The organism is Micromonospora sp. IBHARD004 (assembly GCF_052814115.1).
Window position 1 is genome coordinate 365221 of the sequence record NZ_CP199934.1, and the last position, 19583, is coordinate 384803.

At 71.2% G+C, this 19583-nt stretch carries 19 protein-coding genes; 17 read left to right on the forward strand and 2 right to left on the reverse strand.

The genetic code is table 11. From position 1 onward, the window contains the following. Window positions 1-4: 4 nt before the first annotated feature. Together ACTWO6_RS01760 and ACTWO6_RS01765 are read right to left on the reverse strand one after the other, a co-directional pair. Window positions 5-940, reverse strand: coding sequence for a hypothetical protein (locus ACTWO6_RS01760; protein WP_446217884.1), 936 nt, complete (start codon window positions 938-940; stop codon window positions 5-7). Next, window positions 940-1899 carry a hypothetical protein gene (locus ACTWO6_RS01765; protein ID WP_446217885.1) on the reverse strand — a complete coding sequence of 320 codons (960 nt, stop codon included), beginning with the start codon at window positions 1897-1899 and terminating at the stop codon, window positions 940-942. Before ACTWO6_RS01765 ends, ACTWO6_RS01760 begins: the two co-directional genes overlap by 1 nt. Before the next feature lie 368 nt (window positions 1900-2267). On the opposite strand from ACTWO6_RS01765, the gene paaA reads away from it, so the two are divergent. The 17 genes from paaA to ACTWO6_RS01850 all read left to right on the forward strand — a co-directional run bounded on the left by paaA (window position 2268) and on the right by ACTWO6_RS01850 (window position 19546). Beyond that, the gene (gene paaA / locus ACTWO6_RS01770; protein WP_446217886.1) at window positions 2268-3338 is read left to right on the forward strand and encodes a 1,2-phenylacetyl-CoA epoxidase subunit PaaA; all 1071 of its coding nucleotides are present in this window, start codon (window positions 2268-2270) and stop codon (window positions 3336-3338) included. Next, window positions 3335-3655, forward strand: coding sequence for a 1,2-phenylacetyl-CoA epoxidase subunit PaaB (gene paaB / locus ACTWO6_RS01775; RefSeq protein WP_446217887.1), 321 nt, complete (start codon window positions 3335-3337; stop codon window positions 3653-3655). Before paaA ends, paaB begins: the two co-directional genes overlap by 4 nt. Then, window positions 3652-4377: a 1,2-phenylacetyl-CoA epoxidase subunit PaaC gene (paaC, locus tag ACTWO6_RS01780; protein WP_446217888.1), complete on the forward strand. Its 726-nt coding sequence runs from the start codon at window positions 3652-3654 to the stop codon at window positions 4375-4377. Before paaB ends, paaC begins: the two co-directional genes overlap by 4 nt. Beyond that, a complete protein-coding gene (gene paaD / locus ACTWO6_RS01785; protein ID WP_446217889.1) occupies window positions 4371-4847 on the forward strand; it encodes a 1,2-phenylacetyl-CoA epoxidase subunit PaaD in 477 nt (158 codons plus the stop codon). Before paaC ends, paaD begins: the two co-directional genes overlap by 7 nt. Then, window positions 4844-5980 (forward strand): 1,2-phenylacetyl-CoA epoxidase subunit PaaE, encoded by a 1137-nt coding sequence (gene paaE, locus ACTWO6_RS01790; protein WP_446217890.1) that lies wholly within the window; start codon window positions 4844-4846, stop codon window positions 5978-5980. Before paaD ends, paaE begins: the two co-directional genes overlap by 4 nt. A gap of 87 nt (window positions 5981-6067) precedes the next feature. Continuing rightward, window positions 6068-7258 (forward strand): cyclic dehypoxanthinyl futalosine synthase, encoded by a 1191-nt coding sequence (gene mqnC / locus ACTWO6_RS01795; RefSeq protein WP_446217892.1) that lies wholly within the window; start codon window positions 6068-6070, stop codon window positions 7256-7258. Window positions 7259-7548: 290 nt separating this feature from the next. After that, window positions 7549-8787 (forward strand): hypothetical protein, encoded by a 1239-nt coding sequence (locus ACTWO6_RS01800; RefSeq protein ID WP_446217893.1) that lies wholly within the window; start codon window positions 7549-7551, stop codon window positions 8785-8787. 218 nt (window positions 8788-9005) lie between these two features. After that, window positions 9006-9653 carry a demethylmenaquinone methyltransferase gene (locus tag ACTWO6_RS01805; protein ID WP_446220527.1) on the forward strand — a complete coding sequence of 216 codons (648 nt, stop codon included), beginning with the start codon at window positions 9006-9008 and terminating at the stop codon, window positions 9651-9653. Between the two features lie 92 nt (window positions 9654-9745). Then, window positions 9746-9976: a hypothetical protein gene (locus tag ACTWO6_RS01810; protein ID WP_446217894.1), complete on the forward strand. Its 231-nt coding sequence runs from the start codon at window positions 9746-9748 to the stop codon at window positions 9974-9976. 134 nt (window positions 9977-10110) lie between these two features. Further along, window positions 10111-11388, forward strand: coding sequence for a geranylgeranyl reductase family protein (locus ACTWO6_RS01815; protein ID WP_446217895.1), 1278 nt, complete (start codon window positions 10111-10113; stop codon window positions 11386-11388). A gap of 136 nt (window positions 11389-11524) precedes the next feature. Beyond that, complete coding sequence (locus tag ACTWO6_RS01820) at window positions 11525-11890, forward strand: NADH-quinone oxidoreductase subunit A (RefSeq protein WP_130330841.1); 366 nt, start codon at window positions 11525-11527, stop codon at window positions 11888-11890. 14 nt (window positions 11891-11904) lie between these two features. Then, the gene (locus tag ACTWO6_RS01825; protein WP_089011625.1) at window positions 11905-12585 is read left to right on the forward strand and encodes a NuoB/complex I 20 kDa subunit family protein; all 681 of its coding nucleotides are present in this window, start codon (window positions 11905-11907) and stop codon (window positions 12583-12585) included. Continuing rightward, window positions 12582-13316: an NADH-quinone oxidoreductase subunit C gene (locus tag ACTWO6_RS01830; protein WP_446217896.1), complete on the forward strand. Its 735-nt coding sequence runs from the start codon at window positions 12582-12584 to the stop codon at window positions 13314-13316. Before ACTWO6_RS01825 ends, ACTWO6_RS01830 begins: the two co-directional genes overlap by 4 nt. Then, window positions 13313-14638, forward strand: coding sequence for an NADH-quinone oxidoreductase subunit D (locus ACTWO6_RS01835; RefSeq protein ID WP_446217897.1), 1326 nt, complete (start codon window positions 13313-13315; stop codon window positions 14636-14638). The genes ACTWO6_RS01830 and ACTWO6_RS01835 overlap by 4 nt, the downstream gene beginning before the upstream one ends. Next, window positions 14635-15738, forward strand: a complete 1104-nt coding sequence (nuoE, locus tag ACTWO6_RS01840) for an NADH-quinone oxidoreductase subunit NuoE (protein WP_446217899.1) — start codon at window positions 14635-14637, stop codon at window positions 15736-15738. Before ACTWO6_RS01835 ends, nuoE begins: the two co-directional genes overlap by 4 nt. Next, window positions 15735-17048: an NADH-quinone oxidoreductase subunit NuoF gene (gene nuoF, locus ACTWO6_RS01845; protein WP_446217900.1), complete on the forward strand. Its 1314-nt coding sequence runs from the start codon at window positions 15735-15737 to the stop codon at window positions 17046-17048. Before nuoE ends, nuoF begins: the two co-directional genes overlap by 4 nt. After that, window positions 17048-19546 carry an NADH-quinone oxidoreductase subunit G gene (locus ACTWO6_RS01850; protein WP_446217901.1) on the forward strand — a complete coding sequence of 833 codons (2499 nt, stop codon included), beginning with the start codon at window positions 17048-17050 and terminating at the stop codon, window positions 19544-19546. Before nuoF ends, ACTWO6_RS01850 begins: the two co-directional genes overlap by 1 nt. Window positions 19547-19583 lie beyond the last annotated feature (37 nt).

Sequence of the window (19583 nt, forward strand, 5' to 3'; positions counted from 1 at the left end):
CGGCTCAGGTGGCCGGGCGGAGCAGCGCCTCGGTGATCTTCTGGCAGTTCTTCATGCCGTACTCGTAGCCCATGTTGATCGGGTAGCGGACCATCACGCCCATCGTCCAGGTATCGCCGATGGCGAGGCAGTTGATGTGCATCTCCTGCTCCCGGGTCCGGTCGATCCAGCCGTTCTTGATCGCGATGGTCTTCTGCTCGGCGGCCGGGAACGCCTTGCGGATGCCGAAGTCACCGGCGCCGCGGACCAACCGCATCTCGTTGAGCAGCCACTTCGTCCACTTCGGCCCGGCGGCCCGCCCGTCGGAGATGCAGAGCCCGAGCCGCGCGGTGTCCCGGGGCGACAGGTTCGTCCGGCTCCAGCCGCCGTCCGCGGCCACCTTGCTGTCGGTGAGCTTGCAGGTCGAGATCAGTCGCTTGATCGAGGCCGACCGGCCGACGTTGTTGTAGAACTGCTCGGCCCGGGTGTTGTCGCTGTCCCGGATGATCCGGGTGGCGTCGGCGAGCTTGGCGCCGCTCGGCGTCTGCCCGGCCTCGGCCGCCCGGCGCAGGTAGTCGGCGACGATCCACGACTTGATCATCGAGGCGGTGGTGCTGGTCTCGCCCATGTTCTTCGAGCCGATGATCTGGCCGGTCCGCTTGTCCAGCACGCTCCAGGCGTACCAGCCCTTGATGTCGAGGTCGAGCTCCTGGGCCTGGAACGGCAGGGGCTCCAGAGAGGGGGACGGCGACGGGGTCGGCTGGGGCCGGTCGCTGCGGTCGGTGGGCGCGTTGGTGGCCCGGCCGGCCGACCCGGCCGGGTGGGAGGCGGCCGTGGGGCGCAGCGGGGAGCCGGGGACCAGCCGGAGCGAGACGAGCACCAGGCCGACCAGCACGGCGGCGACGGCGGCGAACGTCAGCGGGCGGTGGTGGCTGCCCGGGCGGCGCCGGTTGCCGGCCATCAGAGCTTCCCGACCGGCTGCTGCGGCACCTTCAGGGCCGCGCCGGGCTGCGGGGTGACGAGCTGCGTGGCGACGCTGGCGCAGACCTTCGCGCCGTACGCGAGGCCGTTCTTCTGCGGATAGCGCATCATCACCGCGAGGGTCCACTTGTCGGTCACGGCGAGGCAGTTGACGTGCCACTGGACGTCCGCCCACAGCATGGTGAAGCCGTTCTTGATGCTGACCGGGCCCTGCGCCTTGATCTCGTCCGGCAGGCCGTCGATGATGCCCCAGCGGCCGCCACCCTGGGTGGCCTGCTGGTCCTCGACGCCACCGCGGACCTTGGTCATCTCGCTGAGGACGAACTTGGTCCACTTCTGTCCGGCGGCGGTGCCGTCACCGATGCAGTCGCCCATCCGCACCGCGTCCCGCGGCGACATCTGGGTGTACGCCCACTTCGCCCGGGTGGGCTCGATCTTCGTGTCGGTGAGCTTGCACATCTTGATCAGCCGCTCCAGGACCGGCCGCCGCCCGCCGGCGTTGTACAGCGACTCGGCGGACTTGTCGTTGCTGTCCCGGATGGCGGTGACGATCTCCTGCTTCCGCTTGGGGCTCAGCGGCTTGTCGCCGAGCTGCCGCAGGTAGTCGGAGACGATCCACGCCTTCATCATCGACTCGGTCGAGTTGGTCGCGGTCATGTTCTTCGCGCCGCTGATCTCCCCGGTCTTCCGGTCCATCAGCGCCCAGGAGAAGAACTTCCCCTTGAAGTCCACCGAGACCGGGCCGGCGGCGAGGGTGGGCGGGGGCGGTGTGGTGGGGGCGGGCGCGGGCACGTTCTGCCCGCCGCCGATGCCGCCGATGCCGCCGATGCTGGCGAGGGCGTTCCCGCCGGAGAGGCGGGTGTACGCGGCGGGCACCAGTATGACGCCACCGATGAGGACAGCCACGATGGCGAGCACCATGGTCACGCGAGGTCGCATGAGTGGGTGAGCTCCAGTTGTCTGGCCGGGGGGACCGGCTCTTTCCGAATGGGTACGGCATGATCGCCGAGGCCGGGGGAGTGGCCGTGAGCCGGTGGCGATCGCCAGCAGCCGATCGGTGTGCCGGGCGAAGTCTACTTCCGGGCAGGCCGGACGCCAGAACCTGACGCCTGGCAACTCGCCGCGAAGGCGGGGCAATCGACCGCTATGCCGTCCTTGAGAGGATTCATCTTCCCGGCGTGGCCCAACTCACAGTTTTGCCCAGGCCGGCGACGTTCACCTGAAGCGGTCATCCGGTGACGGAAGGTGTGGCGGGTTTCCTGTTACACCCTCTGGTGTCTTCGGTCGCGAGCTGTAACACTGGCCTCATGTATGGCAACGACTTCTCCGCGCCGGACGACGCGCCCGGCGGTGGCCTGCTGGGCGAGGTCGAGGCGGCGGAGGTGGCGCTGCGGGAGGCCGCCGCCCGGGCCCGGCGCGGCGGCCCGGCCCCCGACGAGGACCTCGAGGCGTACTTCGCGGACGTGATCGACGCCGATCAGAAGATCGAGCCGCGCGACTGGATGCCCGAGGCGTATCGGAAGACGCTGATCCGGCAGATCGCCCAGCACGCGCACTCCGAGATCATCGGCATGCAGCCGGAGGGCAACTGGATCAGCCGCGCCCCCTCGCTGAAGCGCAAGGCGATCCTGCTGGCCAAGGTGCAGGACGAGGCCGGCCACGGCCTCTACCTCTACGCGGCGGCGGAGACCCTCGGGATCAGCCGGGACGAGCTGGTCGAGCTGCTGATCAGCGGCCGGCAGAAGTACAGCTCGATCTTCAACTACCCGACGCTGACCTGGGCCGACATGGGCGCGATCGGCTGGCTGGTGGACGGCGCGGCGATCGTCAACCAGGTCCCGCTCTGCCGCTGCTCCTACGGGCCGTACGCCCGGGCGATGATCCGGGTCTGCAAGGAGGAGTCGTTCCACCAGCGCCAGGGGTACGAGATCCTGCACACCCTGTCGCACGGCACCCCGGGCCAGAAGGCGATGGCCCAGGACGCCATCGACCGCTGGTGGTACCCGTCGCTGGCCATGTTCGGCCCGCCGGACGGCGACTCCACCCACTCGGCGCAGTCCATGGCCTGGAAGATCAAGCGCTTCTCCAACGACGAGCTGCGCCAGCGCTTCGTGGACATGTGCGTGCAGCAGGCCGAGATCCTCGGCCTGCGCATCCCCGACCCGGACCTGCGCTGGAACGACGAGCGCCAGGCGTACGACTACACGCAGCCGGACTACGACGAGCTGATGCAGGTGATCAAGGGCAACGGGCCGTGCAACCGGCAGCGGATGGACCACCGCCGCCGCGCCCACGCCGACGGCGCCTGGGTACGCGAGGCCGCCGCGGCGTACGCCGCGAAGCGCGCGGAGAAGAACAAGGAGAAGGTGGCCGCGTGAGCGAGCGCAGCGAGCGAACCGGCAAGGCCGGCGCGAGGGAACAGTCGCCTCTTTGGGAGGTCTTCGTGCGGGCGCGGCGCGGGCTGGCGCACACCCACGTCGGCAGCCTGCACGCCCCCGACGCGGAGCTGGCCCTGCGCAACGCGCGGGACCTCTACACCCGCCGCCAGGAGGGCGTCTCCATCTGGGTGGTGCCGGCGGGCGCGATCACCGCGTCCAGCCCGGACGAGAAGGACGCCTTCTTCGACCCGGCGGCCGACAAGGTCTACCGCCACCCCACCTTCTACGAGGTGCCGGACGGGGTGGCCCACCTGTGAACGGCCCCTTCGACTTCGTCCTCTCCCTCGGCGACGACGCGCTGATCGCGGCGCAGCGGCTCGGCGAGTGGACCTCCCGCGCGCCGGAGATGGAGGAGGACATCGCGCTGGCCAACATCGCCCTCGACCAGCTCGGCGCGGCCCGTCTGCTGCTGACGTACGCGGGTGAGCTGGAGGGCGCCGGCCGGGACGAGGACGCGCTGGCGTTTCTCCGCGACGACCGGGAGTTCCGCAACTGCCTCCTGGTCGAGCTGCCCAACGGCGACTTCGCGGTGACCATGGCGAAGCTGTTCTTCCTCTCGGCGTACCAGCTTCCGCTATACACCGCGCTGGCCGGCTGCGCCGACGAGCGGCTGGCCGCGATCGGGGCCAAGGCGCGCAAGGAGTCCGCGTACCACCTGGACCACGCCTCGCTCTGGGTGAAGCGGCTCGGCGACGGCACCGAGGAGTCGCACCGTCGCATGCAGGCCGCGGTCGACGAGGTCTGGCCGTACACCCATGAGCTCTTCGCGGCGGACCCGGCGGCGCCGGTCGACCCGGCCACCCTGCGGGCCGATTTCGACGCCACTGTCTCCGCCGTGCTCGACGAGGCGACGCTGACCCGGCCGGCGGACGGCTGGATGCCCGGCGGCGGGCGGGACGGCGTGCACACCGAGCACCTCTCCTTCCTGCTGGCCGAGATGCAGGTGCTGCACCGGGCCCACCCGGGGGCGAAGTGGTGAATCCGAGGGAGGCCGCGGCGGCGGTGGTGGACCCGGAGATCCGGGTCATCACCATCGACGAGCTGGGCATCCTGCGGGCGGTCGAGGAGGATCCGGCCACCGGCCGGGTCGTCGTCACCATCACCCCCACCTACACCGGCTGTCCGGCGATGGACGTGATCCGGACGGACATCCGCCGGGCGCTCGCCGCCGCCGGCCACCCGGACGCCGAGGTCCGCACGGTCTACAGCCCGGCCTGGAGCACCGACTGGATCTCGGACAGCGGCCGGGCCAAGCTCGCCGCCGCCGGCATCGCCCCGCCCGCGCCGGTACGGGCCGGCACCGTCGTGCCGCTGACCCTCGCCGTCCGCTGCCCGCGCTGCGGCTCCGCGGAGACCGAGCAGGTCAGCCGCTTCGGCTCCACCGCGTGCAAGGCGCTGTGGCGCTGCCGCTCCTGCTCCGAACCCTTCGACCACCTGAAGGCGCTGTGACTGTCACCATCTCCCGACCGGTCCGTCGCCGGCCGGCCTTCCACCCGTTGCCCGTCGCCGCCGTCGACCGGCTCACCGACGACGCCGTGGCGATCACCTTCGCCGTGCCGGAGGAACTGCGGGAGACCTTCGCGTTCTCCGCCGGCCAGCACCTGACCGTGCGTCGTCCCGGCGGAGCCGGGCTCACCGGCTCCGCCGGGGCGGACGGCGAGGACGTGCGGCGGTCGTACTCGATCTGCTCCACCCCGGACGACCTGGCCCGGCGCGGCCGGCTGCGGATCGGCGTGCGGGAGATCCCCGGCGGCGCCTTCTCCGCGTTCGCCTGCGGGGCGCTGCGCGGTGGCGACACCGTCGAGGTGCTGCCCCCGCTCGGGCACTTCACCACCGCGTTCGCCTCCGACCGGGTCCGCCACTACGGCGCGGTGGTCGCCGGTTCCGGCGTCACCCCGGTGCTCGCGCTGGTCGCGACCGCGCTGGCCGTCGAGCCGGCCAGCACCTTCACCCTGGTGTACGGCAACCGCACGGCGAACACGGTGATGTTCGCCGAGGAGCTGGCCGACCTGAAGGACCGCTACCCGACCCGGCTGCACCTGGTGCACGTGCTCTCCCGGGAGCAGGGCGAGTCGCCGCTGCTGTCGGGGCGGATCGACGCCGACCGGCTGGGCCGGCTGCTCGACACCATCGTGCCGGGCGACGCGATCGAGGAGTGGTTCCTCTGCGGCCCGTACCAGATGGTGGTGGACGCGAAGGCGGTGCTGACCGGTCGGGGGGTGCCGGAGTCGGCGGTGCACACCGAGCTGTTCCACGTCGACGCGCCGCCGGAGCCGGTGCGCCGCCCGGCCGACGAGCCCGGCGCGGGCGCCGAGGTGACGATCATGCTGGACGGCCGCTCGTCGAGCTTCATCATGGGCCGCGACGAGCGGGTGCTGGACGCCGCGCTCAAGGTCCGCGGCGAGCTGCCGTACGCCTGCAAGGGCGGCGTCTGCTCGACCTGCAAGGCCAAGGTCGTCGACGGTGCGGTCACGATGGCCCGCAACTACGCCCTGGAGCCCGACGAGGTGGCGGCCGGCTACGTGCTCACCTGCCAGTCCAGCCCGGTGACCGACAAGCTGACGGTCGACTACGACGCGTGACCATCGGTCCCGGTGACGGGGTGGAATGGACAACAGAGGCGGGGCACCCCGGAGGGGACCTTCCAGGGGCGACGTAGGCTCGGGGGCGTGACGGTGAGCCGGGAGATCGACGACATCCTGCAGCGCGGCGCGGACGGCGGGCGGATCACGCCCGAGGAGGCCCTGCTGCTCTACACCGAGGCGCCCTTCCATGCCCTCGGCGAGGCGGCGGACGCGGTACGCCGGCGGCGCTACCCCGACAACATCGTCACGTACCTGATCGACCGCAACATCAACTACACCAACGTCTGCGTGACGGCGTGCAAGTTCTGCGCCTTCTACCGTGCTCCCAAGCACAAGGAGGGCTGGACCCACCCGACCGAGGAGATCCTGCGCCGCTGCGGCGAGGCGGTCGAGCTGGGCGCGACCCAGGTGATGCTCCAGGGTGGCCACCACCCGGACTACGGCGTCGAGTACTACGAGGAACTCTTCTCCTCGGTCAAGAAGGCGTACCCGCAGCTCGCCATCCACTCCATCGGGCCGAGCGAGATCCTGCACATGGCCAAGGTCTCCGGGGTGAGCCTGGACGAGGCGATCGCCCGGATCAAGGCGGCCGGCCTGGACTCGATCGCCGGGGCCGGCGCCGAGATGCTGCCGGACCGCCCGCGCAAGGCGATCGCCCCGCTGAAGGAGTCCGGGGCGCGCTGGCTCGAGGTGATGGAGTTGGCGCACCGACAGGGCGTCGAGTCCACCGCCACGATGATGATGGGCACCGGCGAGACCAGCGCCGAGCGGATCGAGCACCTGCGGATGATCCGCGACGTGCAGGACCGCACCCAGGGCTTCCGGGCGTTCATCCCGTGGACGTACCAGCCGGAGAACAACCACCTCAAGGGCCGCACCCAGGCCACCACCCTGGAATACCTGCGGCTGGTCGCGGTGGCCCGGCTCTTCTTCGAGACGGTGCCGCACCTGCAGGCCTCCTGGCTGACCACGGGCAAGGACGTCGGCCAGCTCGCCCTGCACATGGGTGTGGACGACCTCGGCTCGATCATGCTGGAGGAGAACGTCATCTCCTCCGCGGGCGCCCGGCACCGCTCCAACCTGCACGAGCTGATCGGGATGATCCGCTCCGCCGACCGGATCCCGGCGCAGCGGGACACCCTCTACAACCGGCTCGCCGTGCACCGGACGCCCGCCGACGACCCGAGCGACGACCGGGTGGTCTCGCACTTCTCCTCGATCGCCCTGCCGGGCGGCGGGGCCGGGAAGTCGCTCCCGCTCGTCGAGGTCAACTGACCCCTGCCATCGACGTCCCGCGACGTCGTGCTGCACCGTCGGTGACGTCACCGCTGGTGGGGCGGCCGGTCGAACGGCCAATGGTTGCCAGGCGGAGGGTCGGTTCGCGCTGACCGTTCGTACGACGGGTGTCGGGGGTCACGCGCAACAAGAACCATCAATTCGGACAGTCCTTAAGTGACCCTTAGCCGTGCAGGTGGTAAAGGTTCGGTGCGTGGGGTGGCGGGGGTGATCGCGTACCACTAACGTGCGCGCTCGTACCTTTCCTTCACCCCACGGGGGCACCTTCCATGATCTTCCGTAACCGGCCGCTGGTGCGGCTCGGTGCCGCCGCGCTGCTCGCCTCCGGTGTGTTCACCGCGGTCGGCTCGCCCGCCCAGGCCGCGGGCACCGAGACGGACCTCTCGCTCGACGTGGTGGGCACCAAGGTCGCCGACGGCGCCACCGGCAAGTACGCCTTCGCCAAGGTGACCAACAAGGGCGAGAACACCCCGTCCGAGCTGGGCGTCCGGATCGACGTGTCGAAGCTCGACTACTCGAAGGTCGCCGTGTATCCCTTCGTCGAGAAGGCCTGCGACGTGGAGGCGGAGCCCGGGAAGCCGCCGACCTCTGTCACCTGCTGGGCCACGGAGGAAGCACTTCCGGGTCCGGGCGAGACCATCGACCTCCCGGTCGTCCTGGTGAAGATGGTCGAGTCGCTGGACGAGGCGTACAGCGCCCCGGTGGGCTTCACGGTGTTGTCCAAGGACGACACGAACAAGGAGAACAACACCAAGTCCGCCACCATCGAGTTCACCAAGGAGAGCGGCGCGGACCTCGCCGTCCTGGCAGACGACGTGAAGAACGCCGTCACGGTCAAGAACGGCAAGATCCAGGCCGCCGGCGACCTGCACGCGGGTGGCACTGCCCAGCTCATCTACGACGTGTGGAACCAGGGCGACGTGGCCACCGCCGGTTTCAAGGTGACGGTCAAGCTGCCCAAGGGCGTGACCTTTACCGAGGCCGAGGACGAGTGCGAGTACGCCGCGGACAGGGCCTCGCTCGTCTGCACCTACCCTGACCTCCCGTTCATCCCGCTCGAGCAGTACACGGGCGACGGTGACGCCGTTCCCGGTGGGAGCTTCTACCACCTGCTCTCGGTGGGCGCCGACGTCACGGCGGGCGCCCTGACCGGCGGCACCGTCTCGGTCGAGCCGATCCTGCCGGCCAAGGGCCTCACGACCCAGTCCACCGAGATCAAGAACCTTCCGGACAACATGACCCCGATCGAGACTGACGACCTGGACGCCAGCGACAACTCCGACGGCTACGCTGTCGTCGTCGCCGCCGAGGGCGGTGGCGGCGGTGGCGGTGGCGGTGGCGGCGGTAACGGCAACGACGACGGTGGCCTGCCGGTGACCGGCGCCAAGGCCGGTCTGCTCGGCGGCGTCGGCGTGGCGGTGCTGGCCGCGGGTGGGGCGATGTTCCTGGTCGCCCGTCGGCGCCGGGTGGTCCTGGTGACCCCGGGCGACGAGAAGCCGACCGCCTGACGATCGTCCTCCATCGGCCCGCGAGGGCCGTTCACATAACGCACGGCAGCAGGGGCGGGATGGGTCACCATCCCGCCCCTGCTGTCATCGTCGGGCCCGCGGCCGGACCGGCACCCGTCGATCGTGGGTCGGGGACCGGCTGGCAGAGTGGGGGGGTGAGTCGTCCCCCGCAGGGCCAGCGCGCCAGCCTGGACAAGCAGCCGCACGAGGTCGCCGCGATGTTCGACGGCGTGGCGGCCCGCTACGACCTGACCAACACCGTGCTCTCCTTCGGGCAGGACCGGTTCTGGCGGCGGGCCACCCGGGCCGCGCTCGGCCTGCGCCCCGGCGAGCGGGTGCTGGACGTGGGCGCGGGCACCGGCGTCTCCACCGAGGAGCTGGCCCACTCCGGGGCGTACGCGGTCGGCGCGGACCTGTCGCTGGGCATGCTGCACGCCGGCAAGCGGACCCGCCCGCAGGTGCCGCTGCTGGCCGGGGACGCCCTCAAGCTGCCCTTCGCCGACGCCAGCTTCGACGCGGTGACCATCTCCTTCGCGCTGCGCAACGTCACCGACACCGATGCCGCGCTGCACGAGCTGGCCCGGGTGACCAGGCCGGGCGGCCGGCTGGTGGTCTGCGAGTTCAGCACCCCGGTCAACCCGGCCTTCCGGACCGTCTACCTGTCGTACCTGATGCGGTCCCTGCCGGCGGTGGCGCGCGCGGTCTCCAGCAACCCCGACGCGTACGTCTATCTCGCCGAGTCGATCCGCGCCTGGCCCGACCAGGCGGCTCTCGCGGCGCGGATCGGCGCGGCCGGTTGGGGCCGGGTGGCGTGGCGGAACCTCACCGGCGGCGTGGTGGCGCTGCACCGCGCGATCCGCGACTGACCCGACGCGGCGTCGCGGGGCTGCGCCGCCGCGTAAAGCGGTTGTTTCGTGAATATCCGTTTTTTGTCTACTTTGTCCCGTAGGCTCGCCCCATGACGGGACCAGACCAGGCGGCCGCGCGGGCGGCCACCGACGACGACGCCGCGGAACTCATCGCGCAGCTCAAGGAGCTGGCCGGCGCCGATCCCGCCGACGTCCGTCAGGTGGTCGCCGAGGTACTCGCCGCGCTGGACCGCGCCGCCGGGGGCGCGCTGCGGGACCACCTCCCCGAGACGATCCGGACGGATGCCGGTCTGGACGCCGCCGCCCCCACCCGCCCCTGACGCCGAGGTGGGCCCCCACCGGCCTGTTTCCGGCAAGTTAGGTACCCCTCACCGGCCCGGGGTGTAACGCCGGTCATAGACTCCAACCCGATCGGCTTGTGAAGCATTTCACGAGCATGCGGGAGGAGGCGCGGATGACCGCGGTGGAGAACGACGCCGACGTGATCGTCGTGGGCGCCGGTCCCGGAGGATCGGCAACCGCGTACCACCTGGCTCAGCACGGCGTGCGCGTGCTGCTGCTGGAGAAGACCGAGTTCCCCCGGGAGAAGGTCTGCGGCGACGGGCTCACCCCGCGCGCCGTGCGGCAGCTCATCCGGATGGGCGTGGACACCTCGCCCGAGGCCGGCTGGCTGCACAACAAGGGCCTGCGGGTGATCGGCGGCGGGGTACGCCTCGAACTGGACTGGCCCGATCTGGCCAGCTTCCCCAACTACGGCCTGGTCCGCACCCGGCTGGACTTCGACGACCTGCTCGCCCAGCGTGCCGTCTCGGCCGGGGCGAAGCTGCGCACCAGCGTGAACGTCATCGGCCCGGTGCTCGACGCCGACGACCGGGTGATCGGCGTGCAGGCCGAGGTCGGCCCGGAGAAGGAGCCGGCCACCTTCCACGCCCCGCTGGTGGTCGCCGCGGACGGCGTCTCCGGCCGCTTCCCGCTCGCCCTCGGGCTGGCCAAGCGGGAGGACCGGCCGATCGGGGTGGCCGTCCGGCGCTACTACCGCTCGCCCGCGAAGCACGACGACGACTACCTGGAGTCGTGGCTGGAGCTGCGCAGCAAGGACAGCGGCGACAACCTGCTCCCCGGGTACGGCTGGATCTTCGGCCTGGGCGACGGGCGGGTCAACGTCGGCCTCGGCGTACTGAACTCCTCCTCCGCCTTCGGTAAGACCAACTACCGGCGGCTGCTCACCGACTGGCTGGCCAACACCCCAGAGGACTGGGGGATGACCGACGAGGCGAACGCGGAGGGGCCGGTCCTCGGCGCCGCGCTGCCGATGGGCTTCAACCGGGTTCCGCACTACACCCGCGGGGTCATGCTGGTCGGCGACTCCGGCGGCATGGTCAACCCGTTCAACGGCGAGGGCATCGCGTACGCGATGGAGTCCGGCGAGCTGGCCGCCGAGGTCGCGGTCCAGGCGCTCGCCCGGCCGGCCGGCGCGGAGCGGGAGCGGGCCCTGATGGCGTACCCGCAGGAGCTGAAGGCCCGCTTCGGCGGCTACTACCGGCTCGGCGGGATCTTCGTGAAGCTGATCGGCCGTCCGGAGATCATGCGGATGGCCACCAAGCACGGCATGCCGCACCCGACGCTGATGCGCTTCGTGCTCAAGCTGCTGGCGAACCTCACCGACCCGCGCGGCGGCGACTCGATGGACCGGGTCATCAACGCGATGACGAAGGTGGCACCAGCCGTCTAGACCGCCACGTCCGGGGTCGGCGACGGCCCCGGACGAGGACAAAGATCGACCCCCCGCTGGCAGCCGTCACGGGGGACGTGAATAGTGTGATTTTCGCCAAGCACCAGGGGCAGGGGAAGGACGAGCAGGAGAAAAGATGTCGCTCTCGCCTTACGCACCGATCATCGGGCTGTTCGCCCTCGCCGCGGGGTTCTCGCTGTTCTCCGTGGCCGCCGCCCGCTTCGCCGGTCCCCGGCGCTTCAACAAAGCCAAGCTCGAGGCGTACGAGTGCGGCATCGAGCCGAGCCCGCAGCCGGTCGGCGGTGGCCGGTTCCCGGTCAAGTTCTATCTGACGGCGATGCTCTTCATCGTCTTCGACATCGAGATCATCTTCCTCTACCCCTGGGCGGTCTCCTTCGACGCCCTGCCGATCTTCGGCTTCGTGGAGATGGTCATGTTCATCGTCGCGGTCTTCGTCGCCTACGCCTACGTCTGGCGGCGCGGCGGCCTGGACTGGGACTGAGGGAGGCACGGCAGATGGGTATCGAGGAGAAGCTTCCCGCCGGCGTACTGCTCACCTCCGTGGAGAAGCTGGTCAACTGGTCGCGGAAGTCGTCCGTCTGGGGCGCCACCTTCGGCCTGGCCTGCTGCGCCATCGAGATGATGGCGGCCGGTGGTCCGCACTACGACATGGGTCGCTGGGGCATGGAGGTCTTCCGTGCCTCGCCCCGGCAGGCGGACCTGATGATCGTCGCCGGCCGGGTGAGCCAGAAGATGGCCCCGGTGCTGCGCCAGATCTACGACCAGATGGCCGAGCCCCGCTGGGTGCTCTCCATGGGCGTCTGCGCGAGCAGCGGCGGCATGTTCAACAACTACGCCATCGTCCAGGGCGTCGACCACGTGGTGCCGGTCGACATGTACCTCCCGGGCTGCCCGCCCCGGCCGGAGATGCTCATCGACGCGATCCTCAAGCTCCGCGAGAAGATCATGTACGAGCCGCTGGGCGCGAACGGCCGCAAGATGCTGGAGGCCCGCAAGGAGCGCGGTGACGTGCCCGTCGTGCCGTACGGCTCGATGCCGTCGTCGTACCGCAACGACAAGGCCCGGCGTGCCGAGTGGACGAAGGCGGTCCGCGAGGGGCGCGAGGAGCAGCTGCGGATCGAGAACTGGATGAACGCTCAGAACCACCTCCACCCGCACGAGGGCGTGAAGAAGTGACCGCACCAGACAACAAGGCGAACGGCGGCGTGCCGGTGCCGACCACGCCGGCCGGCGCCACCAGCGGAGCCCCGGCCGAATTCCCGCCGGCCAGCCCGGCCGGGCGCGGCATGTTCGGCATGCACGGCACCGGCGACGTCTCCGGCTACGGCGGCCTGGTCCGCCAGCGCAAGCCGGTCGAGGAGACCCCCCGGCCGTACGGCGGCTACTTCGACGAGGTCCGCGACGCGCTGGAGGAGGCGTACCCCGCCTTCGGCGACGCGATCGAGAAGGTCGTCGTCGACCGTGGCGAGCTGACCCTGCACGTCCGCCCCGAGCGGATCGCCGAGGTCTGCCAGGTGATGCGGGACGACCTGGCGCTCCGCTTCGAGCTCTGCTCCTCGGTGTCCGGGGTGGACTACCTGGGCGCGGACGAGCGCCGGCTGCACGTGGTCTACCAGCTCACCTCGATGACCTACCGGCGCCGGGTCCGGCTGGAGGCCGCGGTCTCCGTCGAGGACCCGCACCTGCCGAGCGTCACCGCCGTCTACCCGACCGCCGACTGGCAGGAGCGGGAGGCGTACGACATGTTCGGGATCGTCTTCGACGGCCACCCCAACCTGACCCGGATCCTCATGCCGGACGACTGGGAGGGGCACCCGCAGCGCAAGGACTACCCGCTCGGCGGCATCCCCGTCGAGTACAAGGGTGCGGAAATCCCCCCGCCGGACCGTAGGAGGTCCTACCAGTGACCACGTCGAACTACGCGACCGAGCGCGAGACCACCGAGGGCAAGGTCTTCACCGTCACCGGTGGGGACTGGGACCAGGTCGTCTCCGGCACCGACCCGATCAACGACGAGCGGATCGTCGTCAACATGGGTCCGCAGCACCCGTCCACGCACGGCGTGCTCCGGCTGATCCTGGAGCTGGAGGGCGAGACGGTCCGCGAGGCCCGCTCGGTCGTCGGCTACCTGCACACCGGCATCGAGAAGAACCTGGAATACCGCAACTGGGTCCAGGGCTCGACCTTCGTGACCCGGATGGACTACCTCGCGCCGCTGTTCAACGAGACGGCGTACGCGCTGGCGGTGGAGAAGCTGCTCGGCATCACCGACGAGGTGACCGAGCGGGCGAACACCATCCGGGTGCTGATGATGGAGCTGAACCGGATCTCCTCGCACCTGGTCTGGCTGGCCACCACCGGCATGGAGCTGGGCGCGATCTCGATCATGCTGTACGGCTTCCGCGAGCGGGAGCACATCCTCGACATCTTCGAGACCATCACCGGCCTGCGGATGAACCACGCGTACGTCCGGCCGGGCGGCGTGGCGCAGGACGTGCCGGACGACGCGATCGTCAAGATCCGAAACTTCCTCAAGATGATGCCGAAGAAGCTCAAGGAGTACGAGGACCTCCTCTCCGGCCAGCCGATCTGGACCGAGCGGACCAAGGGCGTCGCGGTGCTGGACGTGACCGGCTGCCTGGCGCTCGGCGTCACCGGCCCGGTGCTCCGCTCCGCCGGTCTCGCCTGGGACCTGCGCAAGACCATGCCGTACTGCGGCTACGAGACGTACGAGTTCGACGTGCCGACCCACCCGGACGGCGACGTCTGGGGCCGCTACCTGGTCCGGCTCGCCGAGATCCGGGAGTCGTTGAAGCTGGTCGAGCAGGCCCTCGACCGGTTGAAGCCGGGCCCGGTGATGGTCGCCGACCGCAAGATCGCCTGGCCGGCGCAGCTCGCCATCGGCGTCGACGGCATGGGTAACTCGCTGGAGCACGTCGCCAAGATCATGGGTCAGTCGATGGAGTCGCTGATCCACCACTTCAAGCTCGTCACCGAGGGCTTCCGGGTCCCGCCGGGCCAGGTGTACGTCGGCATCGAGTCGCCCCGCGGCGAGCTGGGCGTGCACGCGGTCTCCGACGGCGGCACCCGGCCCTACCGGGTGCACTACCGGGAGCCGAGCTTCGTCAACCTCCAGGCCCTCCCGGCGATGGCCGAGGGCGGCCTGATCGCCGACGTGATCGCCGGTGGCGCCTCGCTGGACCCCGTGATGGGTGGTTGTGACCGATGACCGTATTCACTGAAGAGACCCGGGAGCGGGCGCGGGAGATCATCGCCCGGTACCCGGCGGACCGGTCCCGCTCGGCGCTGCTGCCGCTGCTGCACCTGGTCCAGTCGGAGGAGGGCTACGTCTCCCCGGCCGGCGTCGAGTTCTGCGCCGAGGTGCTCGGGCTGAACAAGGCCCAGGTCGGCGCGGTGGCCACCTTCTACACCATGTACAAGCGCAAGCCGACCGGCGACTACCTGGTCAGCGTCTGCACCAACACGATGTGCAACGTGCTGGGCGGCCAGGAGGTCTACGACACCCTCGCCGAGCACCTCGGCGTCGGGCACGACGAGACCACCGCCGACGGGAAGATCACCCTGGAGCACGCCGAGTGCCTGGCGGCGTGCGACTACGGCCCGGTGATGACCGTCAACTACGACTTCTTCGACGGCGTCGACCCGCGGGGCGCGCTCGGCGTCGTCGAGGAGCTGCGCGCCGGCGGCCGGCCGATGCCGACCCGGGGCGCCCGGCTCTGCACCCTGAAGGAGATGGCGGTGCAGCTCGCCGGCTTCGCCGACGAGCGGGAGGGCGCGGTCGCCGACGGCGGCCCGGGCGAGGCGACCCTGCGCGGCCTGCGCCTGGCCGAGCAGCACGGCATCGCGGTGCCGGGCTTCGACCCGAACACCCCGATCCGGAGCAAGGCCGAGGCCGACCAGGCCGCGGCGAAGGCGAAGGCCGCGGAGGCCGCCAAGCCCGAGCCCGCGAAGGCCGCGAACGGCAACGGCGCCAAGCCCACCACGGGTACGGCCGGCAACGCGGGCACCGGCGAGCCGGCTCCCGCCGCCGCGGCGACCGGCAGCACCGCCCCGGACGTGAAGGCGCCGGACGGCAAGTCGCCGCAGGTGCGTACCGCCGAGACCCGGCAGCCGGACGCGCGGACCGCCGTGCCGGACGCGCCCGGCACCAAGGTCCCGGCGGACAGCACGCCGCCGGCGCCGCGCGACGCGCAGAAGGCGGAGGCCGCCGGCGCGGCGGCCAACCCGCCGGCCGGCGACGGCAAGCCCGCCGGCGACGAAGCGGGTGCGCAGGAGCGCAACCTCAAGGAAGCGGAGGCACAGAAGTGACGCCTCGACGGGAGACGCTGGCCAAGCTGACGCCGGTGCTGACCAAGCGCTGGCTGTCGCCGGACGCCTGGCGGATCGGCACCTACGAGAAGCTGGACGGCTACGCCGCCCTGCGCAAGGCGCTCAAGGCCCACCCGGACGACCTGATCCAGCTGATCAAGGATTCCGGGCTTCGCGGTCGCGGCGGCGCCGGCTTCCCGACCGGTCTCAAGTGGGGGTTCATCCCGCAGGGCGACGGCAAGCCGCACTACCTGGTGGTCAACGCCGACGAGGGCGAGCCGGGCACCTGCAAGGACCTGCCGCTGATGACCCACGACCCGCACTCGCTGGTCGAGGGCGTGATCATCGCGTCGTACGCGATCCGGGCCAACCGCGCCTACATCTACATCCGGGGCGAGGCGGTGCACGCCGCGCGCCGGCTGCGCAACGCCGTCCAGGAGGCGTACGCCAAGGGCTACCTCGGCCGGAACATCCAGGGCAGCGGCTTCGACCTGGAGCTGGTCGTGCACTCCGGCGCCGGGGCGTACATCTGCGGTGAGGAGACCGCGCTGCTGGACTCGCTGGAGGGCTTCCGGGGCCAGCCCCGGCTCCGCCCGCCGTTCCCGGCGACCCACGGCCTGTACGCCAGCCCGACCGTGGTCAACAACGTCGGCACCATCGCCAGCGTGCCGTACATCGTGCTGGGCGGCGCGGACTGGTGGAAGACCATGGGCACGGAGAAGTCCTCCGGGCCGATGATCTACTCGCTGTCGGGCCGGATCGCCAACCCCGGGCAGTACGAGTGCTCGATGGGGATCACGCTGCGCGAGCTGATCGAGCTGGCCGGCGGCATGCAGCCCGGGCACGAGCTGAAGTTCTGGACCCCGGGCGGGTCGTCGACCCCGCTGCTCACCGCCGAGCACCTGGACGTCCCGCTGGACTTCGAGGGGGTGGCGGCGGCCGGCTCGATCCTGGGCACCACGGCCACCCAGATCTTCTCCGACCAGGACTGCCCGGTCTACGCGACCTACCGGTGGCTGGAGTTCTACCACCACGAGTCGTGCGGCAAGTGCACCCCGTGCCGCGAGGGCAACTACTGGATGGTCCGGGTCTACCGGCGGATCCTCGCCGGCCAGGGCACCCACGAGGACCTGGACACGCTGCTCGACACCTGCGACAACATCCTCGGCCGCTCGTTCTGCGGCCTGGGTGACGGTGCGACCAGCTCGGTGACCTCGTCGCTGAAGTACTTCAAGCAGGACTACCTCGACTACATCGAGGGACGTACCGCGCCGAAGCTCTCCGACAAGCAGCTGGTTGGAGCCCACTGATGACGGACGTAGCAAAGCAGACCGAGACCGTCACCCTCACCATCGACGGCGTCGAGGTCACCGCCCCCAAGGGTGCGCTGCTGATCCGGGTGGCCGAGCAGCTCGGCACCGAGATCCCGCGCTTCTGCGACCACCCGCTGCTGGCCCCGGCCGGCGCCTGCCGGCAGTGCCTGGTGGAGGTGGAGGGCCAGCGCAAGCCGGTCGCCTCCTGCACCCAGACGGTCGCCGACGGCATGGTGGTCCGCACCCAGCTCACCTCCCCGGTCGCGAAGAAGGCCCAGGAGGGGGTGATGGAGCTGCTGCTCCTGAACCACCCCCTGGACTGCCCGATGTGTGACAAGGGCGGCGAGTGCCCGCTGCAGAACCAGGCGATGTCCACCGGCCGGACAGACTCGCGCTTCCACGAGCACAAGCGGGAGTACGAGAAGCCGATGGCGATCAGCACCCAGGTGCTGCTCGACCGCGAGCGCTGCGTGCTCTGCCAGCGCTGCACACGGTTCTCCGAGGAGATCGCCGGCGACAAGTTCATCGACCTGATGGGCCGGTCGTCCGCCGAGGAGATCAACATCTACCGGGACGACGCGTACGGCGTGGAGTCCGGGGACGACAGCGGTGACGTGCCGTTCAACTCGTACTTCTCCGGGAACACGGTGCAGATCTGCCCGGTGGGCGCGCTGACCGGCGCGCAGTACCGGTTCCGGGCCCGCCCGTTCGACCTGGTCTCCAGCCCCAGCGTGTGCGAGCACTGCTCCGCCGGGTGCGCCCAGCGCACCGACTGGCGGCGCGGCAAGGTGCTGCGCCGGCTGGCCGGCGACGACCCGGCGGTGAACGAGGAGTGGAACTGCGACAAGGGGCGGTGGGGCTTCCAGTACACCCGCGCCTTCGACCGGATCACCACCCCGATGGTCCGCGACGAGCGGACCGGTGAGCTGCGCGAGGCCTCCTGGAGCGAGGCGCTGACCCGCGCCGCCGAGGGGCTGCGCGCCGCCCGGGACGGCGGTCAGGGCACGGCGGTGCTCACCGGCGGCCGGCTGACCGTCGAGGACGCCTACGCGTACGCGAAGTTCGCCCGTGTCGCGCTGAACACCAACGACATCGACTTCCGGGCCCGGCCGGTCTCCCGCGAGGAGGCCGACTTCCTGGCCAGCAACGTCGCCGGGGTCACCGAGGTCAGCTACGCGGACGTGGAGAACGCGCCTGCGGTGGTGCTGGTCGGCCTGGAGCCGGAGGAGGAGTGCCCGATCCTCTTCCTGCGGCTGCGCAAGGCGTACCTGAAGAAGAAACTCACGGTCTACGCGATCGCGCCGTTCGCGACCCGCGGCTTGGAGAAGCTCGGGGCCAAGCTGGCCCGGGTGGTGCCGGGCGAGGAGGCCAGCGTGCTGGCCGAGCACGCCACGGTCGCCGAGGCGCTGAGCACGCCGGGCGCCATCCTGATCGTCGGCGAGCGGCTGGGCGCGGTGCCGGGCGGGCTCTCCGCCGCGGCGGGCGTCGCCCGGCGTACCGGGGCGAAGCTGGCCTGGGTGCCGCGACGCGCGGGTGACCGCGGCGCGGTCGACGCGGGCTGCCTGCCCAACCTGCTCCCCGGCGGCCGCCTGGTCACCGAGCCGGCCGCCCGGGCCGAGCTCGGCGAGGCGTGGGACATCGCGGCCGGGGTGATCCCGAGCCAGGCCGGCCGGGACACCGACGGCATCCTCACCGCCGCCGCGAACAGCCAGCTCGGCGCGCTGGTGGTGGCCGGCGTCGACCCGGCCGACCTGGCCGACCCGCGGCTGGCCGAGCGGGCCCTCGACGCGGTGCCGTTCCTGGTCAGCCTGGAGCTCCGGATGAGCGCGGTGGCCCGCCGGGCCGACGTGGTCTTCCCGGTCGCCCCGGTGGTCGAGAAGGCCGGCAGCTTCCTGGACTGGGAGGGCCGGCTGCGCACCTTCGAGGCGGTGCTGGAGACCGCCGCGATGACCGACGGCCGGGTGCTCGACGCGCTCGCCGCGCAGCTCGACGTCCGGCTCGGCACCGGCGACGTGATGAGCGTCCGCCGGGAGCTGGGTGCGCTGCCGCCGACCCGGGTGGACCGCCCGGCCGCCCCGTCCGTCGAGCCGGCCACGGTGCCGCAGCCCGGCCCGGGCGAGGCGGTGCTGGCCACCTGGCACCAGCTGATCGACCTGGGCAGCCTGACCGACGGAGACGAGCACCTCGCCGGCACCGCCCGCCCGCCGGTGGTCCGGCTGGGCAAGGGCACCGCCGAGGCGATCGGCGTCGCCGACGGTGACCCGGTCACGGTGGGCACCGACCGCGGCGCGGTCACCCTGCCGGCGGAGCTCACCGAGATGCCGGACGGCGTCGTCTGGCTGCCGACCAACTCACCCGGCTCGACCGTGCGGCGCAGCCTCGGCGCGACGTCCGGCACGGTCGTACGGCTCAGCGCGCCCGCCGCGACCGGTCCGGTCGCCGCGGACGTGGCGGGTCAGCCGGGTCCGCTCCTCAACACCGGGAGTGCCCAGTGAGCGCGAGGAGTGAACGAGCGCAGCGGGTGAGCCCCGC

Excerpts from the sequence above, each read along its gene's own strand:
- ACTWO6_RS01760 (WP_446217884.1), bottom strand. The coding sequence starts at position 940 with ATGGCCGGCAACCGGCGCCGCCCGGGCAGCCACCACCGCCCGCTGACG.
- ACTWO6_RS01765 (WP_446217885.1), bottom strand. The coding sequence starts at position 1,899 with ATGCGACCTCGCGTGACCATGGTGCTCGCCATCGTGGCTGTCCTCATC.
- paaA (WP_446217886.1), top strand. The coding sequence starts at position 2,268 with ATGTATGGCAACGACTTCTCCGCGCCGGACGACGCGCCCGGCGGTGGC.
- ACTWO6_RS01800 (WP_446217893.1), top strand. The coding sequence starts at position 7,549 with ATGATCTTCCGTAACCGGCCGCTGGTGCGGCTCGGTGCCGCCGCGCTG.
- ACTWO6_RS01805 (WP_446220527.1), top strand. The coding sequence starts at position 9,006 with ATGTTCGACGGCGTGGCGGCCCGCTACGACCTGACCAACACCGTGCTC.
- ACTWO6_RS01810 (WP_446217894.1), top strand. The coding sequence starts at position 9,746 with ATGACGGGACCAGACCAGGCGGCCGCGCGGGCGGCCACCGACGACGAC.
- ACTWO6_RS01815 (WP_446217895.1), top strand. The coding sequence starts at position 10,111 with ATGACCGCGGTGGAGAACGACGCCGACGTGATCGTCGTGGGCGCCGGT.
- ACTWO6_RS01820 (WP_130330841.1), top strand. The coding sequence starts at position 11,525 with ATGTCGCTCTCGCCTTACGCACCGATCATCGGGCTGTTCGCCCTCGCC.
- ACTWO6_RS01825 (WP_089011625.1), top strand. The coding sequence starts at position 11,905 with ATGGGTATCGAGGAGAAGCTTCCCGCCGGCGTACTGCTCACCTCCGTG.
- nuoE (WP_446217899.1), top strand. The coding sequence starts at position 14,635 with ATGACCGTATTCACTGAAGAGACCCGGGAGCGGGCGCGGGAGATCATC.
- ACTWO6_RS01850 (WP_446217901.1), top strand. The coding sequence starts at position 17,048 with ATGACGGACGTAGCAAAGCAGACCGAGACCGTCACCCTCACCATCGAC.